Source organism: Micromonospora sp. DT47, assembly GCF_049844475.1.
GTDB lineage: Bacteria > Actinomycetota > Actinomycetes > Mycobacteriales > Micromonosporaceae > Micromonospora.
In genome coordinates this window covers 87,068-103,531 of sequence record NZ_JBNCLC010000010.1, presented here as the reverse complement: position 1 = coordinate 103,531, position 16,464 = coordinate 87,068, and the positions used below count along the sequence as shown (strand labels likewise).

At 69.8% G+C, this 16,464-nt stretch carries 9 protein-coding genes and 1 pseudogene; 4 read left to right on the top strand and 6 right to left on the bottom strand.

From position 1 onward, the window contains the following. Positions 1 to 18: 18 nt before the first annotated feature. Positions 19 to 2,787 (top strand): sigma factor-like helix-turn-helix DNA-binding protein, encoded by a 2,769-nt coding sequence (locus ACLQ2U_RS17625; protein ID WP_425751756.1) that lies wholly within the window; start codon positions 19 to 21, stop codon positions 2,785 to 2,787. Between the two features lie 131 nt (positions 2,788 to 2,918). On the opposite strand, the gene ACLQ2U_RS17620 is transcribed toward ACLQ2U_RS17625, so the two are convergent. After that, positions 2,919 to 8,471 (bottom strand): AAA domain-containing protein, encoded by a 5,553-nt coding sequence (locus ACLQ2U_RS17620; protein ID WP_425751755.1) that lies wholly within the window; start codon positions 8,469 to 8,471, stop codon positions 2,919 to 2,921. Positions 8,472 to 8,811: 340 nt separating this feature from the next. Here ACLQ2U_RS17620 and ACLQ2U_RS17615 point away from each other — a divergent pair, with 340 nt between their 5' ends. Beyond that, entirely contained in the window at positions 8,812 to 9,795 is a 984-nt protein-coding gene (locus tag ACLQ2U_RS17615) for an HNH endonuclease (protein ID WP_425751754.1), read from the top strand. Positions 9,796 to 9,974: 179 nt separating this feature from the next. Here the strand turns inward: ACLQ2U_RS17615 and ACLQ2U_RS17610 are convergent, their stop codons facing one another. Further along, positions 9,975 to 11,255, bottom strand: coding sequence for a hypothetical protein (locus ACLQ2U_RS17610; protein ID WP_425751753.1), 1,281 nt, complete (start codon positions 11,253 to 11,255; stop codon positions 9,975 to 9,977). Between the two features lie 270 nt (positions 11,256 to 11,525). Between ACLQ2U_RS17610 and ACLQ2U_RS17605 the strand changes: the two genes are divergently transcribed. Continuing rightward, positions 11,526 to 12,236: a hypothetical protein gene (locus ACLQ2U_RS17605; protein ID WP_425751752.1), complete on the top strand. Its 711-nt coding sequence runs from the start codon at positions 11,526 to 11,528 to the stop codon at positions 12,234 to 12,236. A 37-nt stretch (positions 12,237 to 12,273) separates the two neighbouring features. Here ACLQ2U_RS17605 and ACLQ2U_RS17600 read toward each other — a convergent pair whose 3' ends face one another. Both ACLQ2U_RS17600 and ACLQ2U_RS17595 read right to left on the bottom strand, forming a co-directional pair. Continuing rightward, the gene (locus tag ACLQ2U_RS17600; protein WP_425751751.1) at positions 12,274 to 14,427 is read right to left on the bottom strand and encodes an MMPL family transporter; all 2,154 of its coding nucleotides are present in this window, start codon (positions 14,425 to 14,427) and stop codon (positions 12,274 to 12,276) included. Positions 14,428 to 14,514: 87 nt separating this feature from the next. After that, positions 14,515 to 14,766: pseudogene (locus ACLQ2U_RS17595) on the bottom strand (hypothetical protein); the annotation flags it as partial. Between ACLQ2U_RS17595 and ACLQ2U_RS17590 the strand changes: the two are divergent. Next, on the top strand, positions 14,730 to 14,951 hold the full coding sequence (locus ACLQ2U_RS17590; RefSeq protein WP_425751750.1) for a hypothetical protein: 222 nt from the start codon (positions 14,730 to 14,732) through the stop codon (positions 14,949 to 14,951). The pseudogene ACLQ2U_RS17595 and the gene ACLQ2U_RS17590 sit on opposite strands and share 37 nt — an antisense overlap. 60 nt (positions 14,952 to 15,011) lie before the next feature. On the opposite strand, the gene hemC is transcribed toward ACLQ2U_RS17590, so the two are convergent. Both hemC and ACLQ2U_RS17580 read right to left on the bottom strand, forming a co-directional pair. Beyond that, a complete protein-coding gene (gene hemC / locus ACLQ2U_RS17585) occupies positions 15,012 to 15,953 on the bottom strand; it encodes a hydroxymethylbilane synthase (RefSeq protein ID WP_425751749.1) in 942 nt (313 codons plus the stop codon). 18 nt (positions 15,954 to 15,971) lie between these two features. Further along, a complete protein-coding gene (locus ACLQ2U_RS17580; protein WP_425751748.1) occupies positions 15,972 to 16,253 on the bottom strand; it encodes a hypothetical protein in 282 nt (93 codons plus the stop codon). Positions 16,254 to 16,464 lie beyond the last annotated feature (211 nt).

Here is a 16,464-nt window from a genome sequence, read left to right as displayed (position 1 = left end):
GTGCATGAGAGGAACATTGTGACCAGCGCAGCAATCGGGGATCTGCCTCCCGAGGCGTACCAGGACGCGCCTTGGATCCAGGTGCTGCCCTGGCTTGCGCCCTACACCCCTGCAACGGCGCGGGAACTGACCGACCTGACCCCGTCCCCCGACTGGTGGCTGACAGAGTCACCGGCCGTGACGACCATGACGGCCGAGCATGAGGATCTCTGCCGCCACCTCGCCAGGTTGTTCCTCGTCAGGCATCCCGAGGCCACCTTTGGCAGCAGCTTCCCGACGGTTCCCCGTCGACTGCCGTTGTCCACCCTTGCGGCCGGAGCTCGGTCCCGCACCGCATTTCAGAGGCTTCAACTACAGACGGTCGGCGATCTGGAGGCGCTGTCCGTCAGGAGCCTCTACGACGTCCGAGGCACCGGACAGGGCACGATCGAGGATGTCGTCGCCGCACTGGTGTCCGCGGCCATCGTCCGGTCAGGCGACCAGGTCGACGTCGATACCGTCGAAGACCACAATCGATCTGACGCAGTACCGCCGGCGGCTTTACCGCCAGCGCAGATCCAGTTGCTCGAGGACCTCACGCAGCTGGCCGGCTGGCGCCACATCCGGAGACGCGGAGATCAACCCCTGCTGAACGTCGTCATCGAGGACGGAGCACCTGAGCAGATGCAGGAGGTGGCTCTGCGGCTGAACTCCCTGACGGCCGCAGACATCTCCGCCAACGTCGGCAGTCCTGACCCGGTCCTGGAGTTCACCGCCCTACTGTCCGAGCTCGATGAGCGTCAGGTGCGGATCCTGTGTGACCGGTTCCTCGGCAGAACGCCCAGGAAGCTCGCTGACCTCGCCACTGAATTTGAGGTCTCCCGCGAACGGGTCCGCCAGATCGAGAACAAGCTGAAGGAACTGCTGGCAGGCACCTTCCACTTCGGCACCAGCATCGGTAACCTGCTCGCCAGTCTCCGGGTGGAGATCCAGCCGATCGCCGCCCTGGACCGACTGATCACTCTGCACCCTGACCTCGCCCGCGACGTCCCCGGCGTCGATGTGCCCCTCTGGCTGGTTCTGGACCGTCTCGACGACTACTTCGAGGTCACCGACGGCTGGGCGGCCGCTCCCGACGTCAGCGCAGCCCGCGAGCAGACCCGGACACTGCTGGAGGACTTCGCCAGCGAACACGGCGTGGTCGATGTCGCTGCGGTCACCGCCGCTACCTCCATGCCCCAGAACGAGTTGCTCGCCTGGTTGAGCTGGTGCGGCTACGTGCTGCACAACAACCAGATTCTGACCCGGACCCGCTCACTGAGCGATCACGCTGCCGGGCTGCTGGCAGCGACGGGTGAGCCGCTCCACATCGACGAGCTGCAGTTGCAGATGTCCAGGGACAACAGCATTCGCAGCCTGTCCAATCAGCTGGGCGACGACGAGCGCTTCGTGCGAACGGATCGGGCGACCTGGGGACTCGCCAGCTGGGAGGTCGAGGAATACACGTCGATCCGGCAGCAGATCGGTCTTGAGCTCGCCGCTGCCGGCGGGCAGGTCGAGATCGGTCAGCTGGTGGAGTCGATCACCAGCCGGTTCGACGTGTCGCCTAGCAGCGTCCAGGCCTATGCCGGCAACGGCGATTACGAGATTGTGCAGGGTGTCGTGCGTCGCCGCGAATCCCCTGCGGCGCCCCGCAAGGCCCCCACCGCGACCCGTCGTCTCTTCCGACACGATGACCTGTGGAAGCTGCGTATCACCATCACCCGCGATCATCTGCGCGGGTCAGGCTTCCCCGTACCGTCAGGTGTGGCCAATCTCGTCGGATGTGCTCAGGGCGAGGTGGTGGAGCTGGAATCTGATCTCGGTACCCAGAGCATCCGGTGGACAGGACTGCAGCCAGCGAGCGGCACCATCAAGAGGTTCCTGGATCAGCTCGAAGCGCGCGAGGGACAGACGGCCTTTCTCGAGTTCGGTCCGTACGGTCGCTTCAACCTCTCGATCGAGGATCAGGTCGAGCCGGAGGCGGACCCGCTGGACCAGGCAGTGGCGTTGATCGGAGCCGAGGGAGTCGGGACCCCAGAAGAGGCGACGATGGCGCTCGCCGATGCAGTTGGTCTTCCGCTTGACGCGAAGCCCCGGCGTATTCTTGCGGCCTACCGGCAGCGCGGTGACGACGACATCGCGGGGCTCCTCGAGCAGGTGTGGACGCGCCCCCGGCATCAGTGGGCGAACCAGGCGGGGGGTGTTGATCGCGCCGCTGCTGAGACAGGGCAGCGCAGCGGACCCGGCGCCGCAGATGACGGAGGCGAGACAACAGCCAACGACGACCTGGACAACCACGGCACGGACACGGACGACCTGACCGACAGCGGATCCGCGGGTCAAGACGACGATCAGCTCTCAGCGGGCAGGGGCTGGGTACCGGTGCCGGCGGGCTACCGCAGTGTCGGTTGGGTTCGGCCGCACGAGGCGGAGGCGGCTGTGCTGGCTTACCAACTGCACGCCGATGTTCCCGTGCACGACGGCGACAGGATCACGGGCTGGGCCAGATACGTCGACGACAGCTCCATGGACGCCTCGAGGTTCCGCGCGAACGTCACGGTCGTCAGGTCCCGGACGCATGGAGAGCGGATCGTCTGCTGGATCCGCGAGCACGAAGCGTTCAGCATCACCCAGGCGGCGACTGAGGAGCGTTCGGTGTCGATTCTCGGCCCTGATGATACGACGACGGGCCTCGTCGAGTACTTCCAGCCGGGCAGCGCGGCGGCTGAACGCTACAGGAGCACGACCCGACTCCTGCGCGCGTAAGGCGGAGGGCAACAGGGCTGACGCAGACGACGCGGAGGGCCGCTAATGACCCGTTCGCTGGACGCTCGAAACGACCGAGGGGGCCGCCACCCCCATCCGGAGGTGGAGGTGACGGCCGCCTCGGCGTCCGGTCAGGAGTGGTATGAAGATGCGTCAGCCACGCGGCTCCTGGCAACGGCCAGTTCCTCGCCTGTGAAGAGCGATCGGAACTGCGGACCCAGTACGACCGCCTCGGCCGTCAGATCCACGCGACCCCGCTCCCAGAGGGCCGTGAACCCGTCAGACACCGAAGGGTTGGCCAGCAGCTGTCGGGCCGTCGCCAACCCGCCCTTCGCCGTAACCATCCTGAGCAGCACACCCGCGTTGTAGTTCGCCTCATCACGAGCCCGCTCGTAGGTCCTCACCATCGCCGCGTGGAAGGACGCTTCCAGTTCCCGTCCCTCCGGCTCAGACCCGGACGGCGCCTGTCCGGCCGATGGACGTCCTGTCACGGCTTCGGCTGAGAGCCTCCGCGGACTCCGGTCATCCTCAGCGATCAGCCTCAGGAGTCGGGTGACACTCCGGTACCGGATCGCCGCGGCACTGCCCGGGGCAAAGTACTGGACCATCCCGTCAGGCGAGCCGTCGCGATCCTCGACGGGGCTGTCCTGTCGGGCCCTCGCCGCGTCCAAGACGGCCTTGGCCTCGTTCTGGCGTACCCAGCAGACCACCCGGGGACCGTCGGGCTCTGCCCGGTCGATTCGGACGTTGGCCCGGTGCCTCCGCGCCTCAGCCGACGTGATGGCGTGAAATCTGGCCCAGCCGAGCACCTTGCCTTCGTGCCGGACCGGCACGTCCTGGCGATGCCGGTAGCTGCTGATCACTGCTCCCGCCTCATAGGGGCGCAGCCAGGCGACACTGCGGTAGCCGGCCGGCACCGACGCGTCCGGATAATCCTCCGTCTCCTGCTCTTCGGCCCCCGCCCGGCCCCGGGAGAGCGGCCGTGAGTCGGAAACGGCGGTGACAGGTCCGACACCCGTCGGCAACGAAGTCGCCCGCGGCTCCTCGCTGTCCTGTGGGACTCCTGTCGGCGATCCGGGCGCAGGAGCTTCCGCATGCTCGGGCACAGCAGGCGTCTCTGCCGCCTCAAGCTCTGACGGGTCGTCTGGGACGAGAACTTCAAGAACGGGCGGCGATCCAGGTATTCCGGACCCGCCCACCGTCGGTTCCTCGACCGACGCCTCCTCCTCAGCGTGCTTCTCCACCGGCTCGGCATCGACGACCGACCCGACCTCGTCGCCCAGGTGTCGACCCGCAACAGCCACTGGCCCATCCTGCTTGGAAAGGGGCGGCACGTCGATGACCGGCATGGCGTCGATGACCACCGCCGTGTCTACGGCAGGTGAGGGGGTCGCTACCGGCGGGGGTGCGGTGATGCCCAGCTCGTCGATCCGCTGCCACAGCGGCTCCAGCGCCGCTTCGGGGTCACGGCTGAACACGCTGCCACGGATGCGCACGAAGACGCAGTTGCCCACCCGCTCCAGCACCCCCTGCCGGCGCATGTCGCTCTCCCACTGCTCCGGCCCGTGGTAGGCGTCGCCGTCGCACTCGATGGCCAGCCGGCGTCCGTCGGGGGCCGGCAGCACGAAGTCAATCCGGTACCCGCCGATGCGGAACTGCGGCAGCGGCCGGTACCCGCGACGCAGGATGCGGCGCAGCACCTCGCGTTCGAAGTCGCTGTCGCACCGCTTCTCCAGGTCGTCGTAAGCCTCGTCGGCGGCGGTGACGTTCTGGCAGTAGTTGAGCAGCAGCGCGCGGGCGTCGTCCTCGCGCAGGTCGGCGGGCTGGACGGAGTGGAAGACCCAGAGCTGGTCGCGCGCCCGGGAGGCGGCGACGTTGACCCGCCGGTGGTGGTCCCGCCTGGTGAATGCCGACACCGGTCCGTGGTGCGGCGACACCACCAGCGACACCAGGACGACGTCGCGTTCGTCGCCCTGGAAGGTGTACGAGTCACCGACGCGCAGCCGGCGGCGTTCCATCTCCTCCTCCCCGATCACCTCGCGGATCCGGGTGAGCAGGTAGAGGGCCTGCCCGCTGGTGCTCAACAGGCTGACCACGCCGATCGTGCGCCCGTCGTAGGCGGGGTCGGCGACGATCGCCGCGACCCGGTCAACGAGCGCGTCGGCCTCGGCGACGTTGACGTTGCCGTAGGTCAGCAGGTCCTGCCGGATCCCGTCCGGCACGTGCACGGCGACGACTGGGTCGCCGATGCCGGCGGGGCGGTCGGTGCGCAGCGGTTCGATTTCGCCGCCGTAGTAGGTCTCGCTGGAGAAGCCGATGATCGCCGGTACGGAGCGGAAGTGCTCGGTAAGCAGGATGCGTTCCGGCGAGCGGCGGACCGCGTGGTCGTAGAGGCTGCTCTCCGGGTCGAAGTGTTCGGCGGAGGGCACGTCGACCAGGTGGGAGTTGATCAGGCCGGTGACTGTGCCGACGAACGACAGCTGCGGGCCGATCTGCTGGTCGTCGCCGACGACGACGGCTCGCTCCGCGAGGCTGAGGATGGGCAGCGAGAACATGTCCGCTTGGGACGCCTCGTCGACGATGACGACGTCGAAGTGGGCGCCGCCGGCGAACTGCTCGATGGCCCGGTCCACGGACATGACCCAGACCGGTACGGCGTCGACCGCGGCACTCATCGCCCGCTGGGCGTGTGCCTGCCACAGGGCGGCGTTCTTGCCCGTACCCTTGCCGATCTTGCGCAGGGCGGTGGTCCAGTCGGCGAGCGCGGCCCGGCGTCGGTCATCGAGCGCCAAGGAGACCTCCAGCCAGGAGGACGCGACGACGAGTTCCTGGGTCAGTCCCCGGATCCGCTCCCGGGTCTGCTCGATGCGCCGGCCGAGGGCGACCGGGTCGACGCTGCCGACCACGCTGTCGAACCAGGTCTGCGCCCGGCGCCACTGCCACCGGTGCAGGCAGTCCGCCCCGGTGCCACCGAGCGCGGGCGCGGTGCCGTCATCGATGGCCGCGGTCCAGCCGGGCGCGGCCTCCCGCAGCCGGGTCGAGAGGTGCAGGAAGCGTTGGGCGTCGGGACGTAGGGCGGCCAGCCGGCGTACCTCGTCGAGGATGCCGTCCCACCCGTCGAGGTCGGCGCTCTGCCGGCTCAGGTCGAGCAGCCGCCACAGCTCGCTGGCCTCGCTGTCCGACATGCCGTGCTGCAGCGCGGCGGTGAGTTCCCGGTCGACGACGAGCAGGCGGTCGTGTTCGAAGACCGTCGCGCAGCGGGCGACAAGGTCGCTGAGCGCGGTGAGCCGGCGTACGTCGACGGCGCTCGCCGCGGTCGGCACCAGCCGGCGCAGGACGGCGTGCAGCGCAGGCCAGCGGCGACGGTCCCAGTCAAGGGCGGTCTCCCCCTCGGTCAGCAGCCGGCCGACCCACACCTCGGGGGGAGCGCCGGCACCGGGAACGTCGAGGTTGAGCAGCTGGGTCCACTCCGCCCACCGGGTGCCCAGCTCCTGGCGCAGCCGCATCCGGGTGACGAACGCGACGACGATGTCCACGTCCTCAGTCGTCCGTAGCACCTCACCGTCGATGCGGCACTCAGTCGCCAACTTGGCCAGCGTGCCCTGGAAGAGCCGACTGACACCCTTGCCGGTGGCGAAGCGCTGCCGCAGCTCGCCAAGCTGCGCGACCAGCCGACGCGGTTCGGTCAGCTGCGCGTCGGGCACCGTCACCTGGTGGCCGGCGATGAGCCGGGCCGCCGCGGTCAGCTCCCCGAGCACCCGCTGGCAGGCGGTGACGTGGTCCTGCCACATGTGCTGCCAGTTCGGGTCGGCCTGCAGCAGCATGGCCAGCCGGTCGGTCCAGGAGCCCTCGCGGGCGGTCAGCACGGTGAGCGCCTCACGCAATTGCCCGACGAAATCGTCGAGTTGCTGCCGGCCGAAGGCGCGTACCTCGGGCAACGTGACGCTAGCGGCGGCGAGGTGGTCCAGTTCCCGGCGAGCATCGGCCAGCTGCCGCCGGCCGGCCAGGATGGCCGACGCCGGCGGCAGGTCGGCGACCGTCGGCAGGTGGCGCAGCGCCTGCGCCCGGTCCTGCCGCGCCGTACGGCGGGCGATGTCGAGCAGCTCGGTGAACTCGTCGGCGCTCAGCGGTGCATCCACGTCCGGTGGCACGTCGTCGGGGATGTCCCCGTAGCGGTCGGCCCGCTCCCGCAACCAGGTCCCGACGTCGCTGGGGGACAGCCGGATGCCGTCAATCTCGTAGTGGGCGGCCTCGTTGGCGGCCATCGTGCGCAGCCCGCCGAGGGCCTGCCCGAGGTCCCGTTCCGCCTCCTCCAGCTGGCGGCGCAGCCGGTCCACCCGCTGCTGCTCGCTGCGACGGTCGAGCGTGGCGCCGCGGTCGGAGAGCTCACGGGCGGCCAGCTGGAGCTGGACGAGCTGGTCGGTGGAGCGACCGAGCACCGCCAGGCACAGCGACTGGATCTCCTGCGGCAGGCCGTCCCGCAGCACCCGCAGCGGGTCCTCCTTCTGCGCCACCACCAGGACGCGCTTGCCGTGCGCCATCAGGTGGCAGATCAGGTTGCGGATGGTGTGCGTCTTGCCCGTACCGGGTGGGCCCTGGACGGCGACGTTACGGTGCTGGGCCAGGCGGCGGGCGATCGACTCCTGCGCCTCGTTGGTGGGCAGCGGCATGAGCAGCCGCTCCCCCAGCGGTGTCCACCGCTGCGGCTGGTCCTGCGGCATCTCCAGCTTGCTCGGTTCGTGGGCGAGGATCGCGGCGAGTGAGCCGATGCTGTCGGTGTCGCCGGCGAGCAGTCGGGCCCGCAGCTGCTCCAGGAAGCGGCGCAGCATCCGCTGCCGGGGCCGGGCGAAGAGCACTCCGGTGTCGTGGACGTGCGGACCGCCGGGACTCGCCTGGTCGGCATCCCGGACGACCGGGTCCTCGCCCAGGCGGCGCAGGGCCCGTTCGAAGAACTCCCGGCGGGTGAACTCGTCCCACACGTCGATGTCGAGCTGGCCACCCGGGCCGGCCAGGGCGAGCAGCTGGCTCAGGTAGCGCTCGTCCAGTCCGGTCAGCGGGTCGGTCTGCAGTCGGGCGGCGCCCTGCGGCACCACCGTCACCATCGACCGGTCGGCGTCGAACTCGATCGCCACCGGGGTGACGATCAGCGGGTACTGCACCCGGTGCCCGGCGACGTCCATCCGGACGATGCCGTGACCCCAGACCAGCTCGTCGGTGGCGGCGTTCATGTCGACGCGGTGCTTCAGGTCGAACAGGCTGCGGTGCAGCTGCCGTACCTCGTCGGTCCGCTTCGCCTCGACGGCCCACGGGCGCCACTCCTGCTCCCGCCAGAGCTCGAACCGGGGCCGGATCTGCTCCAGCTTGTCCTCGTCGCCGACCAGCTGGGGCTCGGCGGCGTACGAGATCGGGCCGGGCAGGAACGCCGCGAGGTGCGCGGGCGCCCGAAGCGGGCGCGGTTGCGCCGGAAGCCCCACCCGTAGCCAGCTGGCGCCGTCGGCGGAGACCCCGACCTCGCAGGCGGCGTGCGCGGGGAACGCGTGCTGCCAGAAGGCGTCGCCCGTCGGGATGGTCCGTGCCGGCCGTTCCATCTGCGCCCGCACGGCCATCAGGTACTCGACGAGCGAGGTGGCCCGGTCGAGGATGAGCGACGGCGTTTCGGCCGGGGACGTGGAGCGGCTGAACATGTGGCACCTTCGGGTCAGGTCAGTGGGCTGTTCGGCAGCCGGATGACCGGTGGGTCTCAGGGAAAACGCGTGGTCGGCGGCTCTGACCGAAACTATGGAGAACGCGGTGCGGTGCGGAGCGCCGCCGCGTTCAGCCGGCAGCTGCGTCTGCGGTGGGCCGAGTCCTTCGACCTCACGAGAGAGCCCGCTGTCTCCCGTCCGGGCTCAGGTACCAGCCCAGGATGCATCGACCCACCTCCCCACTGGCGGTTTTGCAGACCCTACAGGCAGGGGTCCTGCGAACGGGACCCCCCGACCGGCCAGCGGTTCAGTACCAGTAGCTGGCCACAGGGACAGCTGAATGATCAATGTTGCGGTAGAAAGCTCTGCCATGGGCCGAGCATGGAGCCTCCTGACGATCGACGATGCCGATCGCCAGTTCGGGGGCAATTCTGGTTATCGCGACATTCTGGGCAGCCGCTACGCATGGGACAAGACAGTCCCGCACCATGCCTCCGTCCGGCCAGGAGACCTCGCAGTGCTACGTGACAGCAACTTCGTCCTCGGAGTCGGGTGGATCGACGAAATCCACACCGAGACACAGACCAAGGTGAGGCGTCGTTGCCCCGAGTGTCGGAACACCTCGTTCAAGCCCCGGAAGCAGGCAATACCGCGGTACAAGTGTTCACCCTGCCAGGCCACCTTCGACGTGCCTCTTGAGGAGAACATTGAGGTCACCGTGTATGTGGGTGACTACGCCCGTACCTGGCGGCCGACCACAGATCTCCGAGTGACCGAGCTCGCGCCCGCCTACCTCTCCCGCTCCCAGCAGCACTCGATTCGGGAACTCGATCCCGGCTTGACGATGCACCTGTTCTCCGAATCTGTCGACCCGAGCATGCAGTGGTGGATCGCTTCCACCGATCCCCAGATCCCCGGTGGCCACCGCAACACGCTCGGCCGCTACCGCATTGGGCAGGCGAAGTTCAGGCAGGTGCTGCGCCAACGGTTCGGTGACCGCTGCCTGATCACGGGGCCCCAACCCGCTGCTGCCATCGAAGCCGCTCATCTCTACCGCTACTGCGATGCCAGCGAGCACGATGTGCAGGGCGGCATTCTGCTTCGCCGGGACCTGCATTCGCTCTTCGATCGGTTCCTGCTGGCTGTCGACCCGGCCGGCTGGATCGTACGGGTGGCGCCCTCGCTGACGGCTTTTCCGGAGCTTGCACTTCTCGACGCCAGGGTCCTGGCCATCCCTGTTCAGGTCCGCCCTCGCCCCGACTACCTGGGTGCCCACCTAGCGTGGGCAGAGGATCTCTGGTCGTCGGAGGCGTCGCGAGTGTGAGATGACGGCCTACCGCCGCCTCCCCGGCAGAGGCCGCGGCGCATTGGGGCTAGCCCGGTCAGCTCGGCCTCCAGCTTCCGCGTTTCGTGCAGCGAGAAGGACGAGCAACTGGGTGCATAGGGAACACTGCGATGCTGATCGCCGCCTGCGCTCATTCTCCGCACGCGACAGGGCAAGCGTTAACCCGCGACGGGCTGATACACGTACACCGGCTCTTTCCTGCCGCCGCGCTCGGGGCAGGTGCCAGCCCTGCCGCCCACCATGCCGACCCTGCCGTCCTCGCACACGGTCAGGTAACCCCTGCCCTCCCAGAAGCCCTCGACGCAGACAAAGTAGCTGCACACGTCGGGGGCGGGCTCATGGACGAGAGAGCCGCCGCAGTAGTTGTAGCCGTACCCATTCTCCGGCGCCCCGCACCGGTCCGCCGGCACAGGGATCGGAACGACCGGGGAGGCGGCAGTGGCCGGTGCCGGCTCGACGGAGCCAGGGGTGGGGATCGGCCGGACCGCGTCCGGGCCGACCGGACGGGGCGTCGGCGCACCGACGGTGACCTCGGGATCCGCTGCGCGGGGGATGGTCGTGCTGGGCGCAGGCGGATCGGTGGTGGGGACGTTACTGGGCTCCGTCGCGGGTTCCGGAAGCGCGGTGCGCAGCGGCGCCCCAGCGTCTCCGCGATCGAAGGCGCCCCGGTCCGGTCCGCGCGAGTCGACCGTCATGGCGTACGCCGGCAGGGCGATGAGCGCGACGGCGGCGGCGACGATCACGGGGTGGGCGAGGCGGGCTCTCGCCGGCGCCTGCGCCGCCGTGGCGACCACCGGCAGCGGCGGCCGTGACCGCCGGTTGGCGGCCACCGCCTCGTCGAGCCGGGCGAGGACCAGGCGGCGCTGGCCGATGAATCCGGCGTACGCCATGGTCAGTCTCAGCCGGAAGCGGGTCGCGGCGGCCAGGGGGACGCGGAGGCCGGCAAGCGGCCGACCGCCGATGGTGTGCAGCAGCGTGATCGGCGCCGCCGGGTGGTGCGCGAGGTCGCTCACCCGCACGTACGGCCACTCACGGTGGTCCTCGCGTCCCAGAAGGATCAGGCGGCGGTCGGTGACCACGGCGGTGCCGGTGTTGGTGACTCGCACGCCCTCGGGTAACCGGTGCTCCCGGTTCGTCCGCCGGACGGGGATGACGGCGAGTTCGGGTACGGGCAGGTCCGCTTCCCAGCCTTCATCGACTTCGACCAGATCCGCCTCCGGCTGCACGACGAGGACGACCTCGCCGTCGGCCAGGTCCACCGGCAGACCGGTCGCCGCTTCGACCGGCAACTCCTCGGCTGCGGCTCGCAGGCGGAGCAGTCGAATCCCTCGCAGGTACCAGGCCTCGACGTCGTCCTCGTAGGCGCGCCGCCGCCGCTTGTTCTCTCGTGTCGCCCAGCGGGCACGCCAACCCGAACCGGTCCTGTCCTCCTCCGTCACCGAGGCCGCCTCCCGCGAAGATGATTCGGCATGGCGTGGGGTATAACCCCTCAAGCTCGCCCAGGACACGCCCTCACCTCCTCATTGGACCGGATCGGTCACTGTTCGTGTACCCGCGGAAGCGGCCTGCCACTCTGGCGAGCGACCGGCGGGCGGGACGAGGCCGGTGGGCGCGGTGACGGCGGTACGTTGCGGTGATGGAGCGCGTGGAGCCCGGACACCAGACGATGGGGGCAGCCGCGACGCCTGGATCCTCCTATGCTGCCCGTCATGTCTGAACCTCTCCGGTCATCCGAGCACGAGCCCGGCGGGGCGGCCGACCAGCGCCTTGGTTCAGGCGCGAGCTGGCTGACGGTCGCCGTGACCGGCGCGCTGGTCGTCGCGGTCGTGGTCGGCCTGGCGCTCGTCCTTCGCCCAGACGGGACGGACCAGTCGGGTCGGGAGACGGACCGGGCGGCGGCGTCGAAGTGGGGGGATCCGCAGCCGGCACCGCAGCCGGCCGGCACGGGGAACGGCGAGGACACCATTCTCTGCACCTGGTTCGGTCCCGTTGGCGAGGACGACCCGACCTACTGTGACCGGGTCGTGTCCGACACGGTGCGACGTACCCGGTTGACGGCGCGACAGCGCGCGGACGCGGAGGCCCGCGCGGACGCCGTCGAGGCGGCGATCGACCGGCATGGGGACCGGTGTGCGCCGATGACCGGCGAGTGCGCCGCCGAGCAGGCCCGACGGCGGCTCTTCCCACCACCGAGCGCGGACCAGGTCATCGTCGAGGTCCGTCGGGCGCTTGAGGACGCGGGCTTCGCCGGCGCGATCGTACGGTCGGCGGGGTCCGTCGATCCCGCGCCCCGGAACACCATCGTCTACGGGATCCCGATCGGTGACGCCTGCCTCGTCGGCTACCTGCACGGCTCAGGATCGGGCGGCAAAGACCCCCAGCCGCTCGGCGCCCTCCCGGGCGGCCAATGCCTTGCCTGACCGTGAGACGGGACCACCCACGCCGAGGTGCCGCCCGCTACACCTTCGCCACGCTCGCCGGCTCCGGCGGGACGTGCCGCCCGCTGGCTGGCCGCTCGTCGCCGTGGCCCGGCCACCACGCCCGGTGCCCGATCAGAGCGGTCAGGGCGGGGACGAGGAACATCGACATGACGAACGCCGACAGCACGATGCCGATCGCCACCGCGAAGCCCATCTGCTGCAGGAACGAGATCGGCGCGAGCATCAGCACTCCGAACGTCCCGGCAAGGATCAGCCCGGCCGCCGCGACCGTCGGGCCGGCGTGTTCCACCCCGATAGCGGCGGCCTCGTGCGGCTCGTTGCCCTCCCGCGCCTCCTCACGCAGTCGGGCGATCATCAGGATGTTGTAGTCGGTCCCGATCGCCACCACGAAGAGGTAGAGGATGATCGGCAGCTGGAAGGTGATTCCGGGCTTGTCCTGCAGCCCTTGGAAGAGATAGACCGTGGCGCCCAGCGTGGCGGCGAAGTTGAGTAGGACCGCTATCACGAGGTAGATCGGCGCGACCAGGCTGCGCAGCAGCAGCGCGAGGATGAGCGCGATCAGGGCGGCCGCCACCGGCAGGATCACCGACAGGTCCCGGTTGTTCGCCGAGTTGATATCCGCGAAGATCGCGGTGGGTCCGCCGACCACCGCCCGGGTGCCGGGCGGGGCCGCCGCGTGCAGGGCGTCGCGCAGGTCCTCGCGGACGAGCGTGATCGCCTCGTTGGAGACCGGGTTTTCGTCGAGCAACAGGTTGACCCGGGCCACACTCGGGTCGCTGCTGCGCTCCGGGGGCTGCGCCCGGCCCACTCCCGGGGCGCCCGCCGCGGCCGCCGCGAAGTCGCTGACCTGTCGCTCGGTCAGCGGCGACCCGTTGGCGGTGGTCAGGTAGACCTCGGTCGGGGCGAGCGCACCGGCGGCGAACCCGCGCTGCAGGTCCGCGGCGGCCTTCGCCGACTCGGTGTCCTGGGGGAAGCCGGCGCTGAAGTCGTAGTCGGCCTTGTAGGTCAACACGCCTGCGGCGAGCGCGACCAGCAGGGCGCCGGATGCCGCCGCGACGAGCGCCGGCCGGCGCCCGATGGCGGCCCCGAGACGACGCGACACGGTGGCCTTGGGAGCACGCCGCCACGCCTTGGACGGCCAGAAGACGTACCGGCCGAGCAACGAGACGACCGCCGGGATGAGCGTGAGCGAGGTGACCAGCATGACGCCGACGGCGATCGCGAGCGCCGGGCCCAGCGAGCCGAAGAAGCCCAGGGAAGCCAGGAGGAGCACGAGGAACGCGACGATGACCGCTCCCGCGGCCGACGTGATGACCTCTCCGACCCGCTCGACGGAGACCATCATCGCGGTGCGCTTGTCGTCACCGGCCCGCAGCCGCTCGCGAAAGCGGAAGAGCAGGAACAGGATGTAGTCGGTGCCGATGCCGAACAGCACGATCAGCAGCACCGTCTGCAGATCCTGACTCACATTGAGATCGAACGCCTTACCCGCCGCGGCGACAAGCCCGCTCGTGATCCACATGACAACGCCGATGACCACCACGGGCAGCAGCGCGGCGATGGGGCTGCGGAAGATGATCAGGATCAGTCCGATGATCAGGATGATCGTCGCGATGAGGACCACGGCAAAAGCCTTGTTGAAGGTGTCTTCGTTGTCGACGAAGCTCGCTACGTCGCCGGCCACGCCCGCGCTCAGCCCGCTGCCCGCCAGCTCCGGACCGATAGCCGCCCGCATATCGCGTACGGCGTCGAGCAGCGCCGGGTCGTCCGGGGCGACCGCATCGAGCCCGACGTTCACCACCTGCACCGACTTGTCCGGCGCCACGGCCTGCGGGCCGGTCAGGTAGCCGGACGTGCGCGAGATGTTCTTGGCCTTCAGCGACTGGGCGAGCTGGCCCACCCTCGCCTCGTCGGCCTGCGTGAGCGACTGCCCGTCGGCGCGCTTGACCACGATGGTCGCTGTCGCTGTGGCCTGCTGCGGAAACGCCTTCTTCGCGAGCTCAATGGCCTGCATGGACTCGTACGAGCGGGGCAGGAAGCTGGCCTGATCGGCGGAGGTGATGTCGGCCAGCGACGGCGTGGTGAGGACGATGGCTGCTGCCGCGAGCACCCAGCCGCCAATCACCCACCAGGCCCTGCGTACGACGAATCTTCCCAGTCGCTCGAACATGGCTTCCCCCGTGTGTTCGGTACAACCGACGCCTGGAGTCTGAAGCGCCCATGGGCGCTCGCTCATCACCCTGCCGGGCAGCCTTCGCTACCCGGTGTGCATCTTACCTTCGACCAGCAATCCTTTTCGGACGGCTCGACGTGTGGGGTCGGATGCCTTGAGCGTTCTTCGAACAGGTGTGACAGGTGGGCAGAGGTGGCGACGAGGTTTCCGGGTTCGGGCGATGCCGCGCCACTGCTTGAGCCGATTGATGCAGCGCTCGACGGTGTTGCGCTGCTTGTAGGCGGTCTTGTCGAAGCCCGGTGGTCGTCCGCCGTGGCTCCCGCCTGCTGCGCCCCTTCGGCGACCAGCGCCGCGACGGACCGGTTGACCTGCTCACCGCGCACGCCGACCGTGGCCTGGCTACCGACGTGGTCCCGGATGTGGAGCAGCCGCACCGCGCCACCGCACGCCCACACCCGGACCTGCTGTTCGCCCTGCGACTCAGCGAGACGCGCGCCTCCGCAGACCCGGCCGACCGATAGCCGCGGCCCCGTGCCCGTGATCTTCGGGTTGGGCTCGGGGCGACGGTATCTGACGGTCGGTCAGGCCGACCCGTGGGCAGGCAGATCGAGGAGGTCACGGGCGCCTTGGCGCAACAGGGCCGCGGCGACGGAGGTCCCGAGGGTGATCGGGTCCGCCGCCCATTCGTGCACGTCGAGCACGGTCTTGCCGTCGAGGCTGATCACCCTCGCCCGCAGGCCGAGGCGCCCGTCGGGCTCGGTGCGCGCGAGCGCAGCAATCGGTGAGTGACAGTTGCCCTGCAGGATGTGCAACATGGTCCGCTCGGCCACGGTCTCCTGCCCGGTCCGCGGGTCGCTGAGGCTCGCGGCCAGGTCACGGGTGCTGGTGTCGTCGTCGCGGCATTGCAGGACCAGGGTGCCGGAGCCGACGGCCGGGACCATCGTGTCGACGTCGATCGGGTGGGTGATCCGGTCGGCCTGCCCGATCCGCTGCAGGCCGGAGACCGCGAGCAGCAGCGCGTCGTACTTGTCGCCGGCGTCGAGCTTGGCGAGCCGGCTGTTCGCGTTGCCACGGATGGCCACCGGCACCAGGTTCGGCCAGTGCAGGGCCAGCTGCGCGACCCGCCGGACCGCGGAGGTACCGATCCGGGTGCCGGCGGGCAGCTGCTCGATGCGCAGTCCGCCCGGGTGTACGAGGCAGTCCCGGATGTCGTCGCGGGTGAGGTAGGCGGCCATCACCGTGCCGGCTGGTGCCGGCCGGTCCCCGGGTACGTCCTTGACGCAGTGCACCACCAGGTCGACGTCCCCGGCGACCAGGGCGGCGTCCACCTCCTTGGTGAACGCCCCCTTGCCACCCAGTGCGGCCAGGTCGCCGTGCCACCGGTCCCCGCTGGTCGACATCGACATCACGTCCACGGTGACCTCGGGGTGCCGGTCGGCGAGCATCGCGCGGACCCGCTCGACTTGGGCCAGCGCCATCGGGGAGTTGCGGGTACCGATACGCAGCAGGCGGGAGTCGGACATACCGGCGAGGGTAGTCCGCTAGATACGGGCGCCGACGACCAGGCCGGATGCCCATCCCATGACCACCGGCCGGATCCCTCGTTCGTGGACGAGCCGGTCGAGGAAGACGTCGACGCGCTGCTGATGGTCGTGCGGCCAGGTCGGCTGCGGGAGCAGGTCGTCACCGAGGTACAGCGCACCGGGCGTCAACAGCTGCACCACGCAATAGCTTGCGCGTGCCGCAATCCATTCGTCCGGGTGTGCCGCCTGTTGGTCATCGGTTCCGGCGGGCACCGCGTCCTGCTGGGACGCCTGCTCCACGCCGTACGTCGCCAGGCCGAGCGCGAGAGCGGCCGCTGAGCGGCGAGGCCCTGCTGCACCTCGAGGACGGCCCGCTCCCCCAGCGGTTGTGCCAGGTCGACAGTGGCGATGGGGCGGGCTCCGACATCCCCACACGCCTCGCCGTCGGCATGGGGGCGCTCGATGACGATCACGACAACCGCCTTGCCCGACTCGATGGCCTCCGCGAGGT

What these genes read in the sequence shown, in the direction of transcription:
- ACLQ2U_RS17620 (WP_425751755.1), bottom strand. Translation starts at nt 8,471, where the DNA reads ATGTTCAGCCGCTCCACGTCCCCGGCCGAAACGCCGTCGCTCATCCTC.
- ACLQ2U_RS17615 (WP_425751754.1), top strand. Translation starts at nt 8,812, where the DNA reads ATGATCAATGTTGCGGTAGAAAGCTCTGCCATGGGCCGAGCATGGAGC.
- ACLQ2U_RS17605 (WP_425751752.1), top strand. Translation starts at nt 11,526, where the DNA reads ATGTCTGAACCTCTCCGGTCATCCGAGCACGAGCCCGGCGGGGCGGCC.
- ACLQ2U_RS17600 (WP_425751751.1), bottom strand. Translation starts at nt 14,427, where the DNA reads ATGTTCGAGCGACTGGGAAGATTCGTCGTACGCAGGGCCTGGTGGGTG.
- hemC (WP_425751749.1), bottom strand. Translation starts at nt 15,953, where the DNA reads ATGTCCGACTCCCGCCTGCTGCGTATCGGTACCCGCAACTCCCCGATG.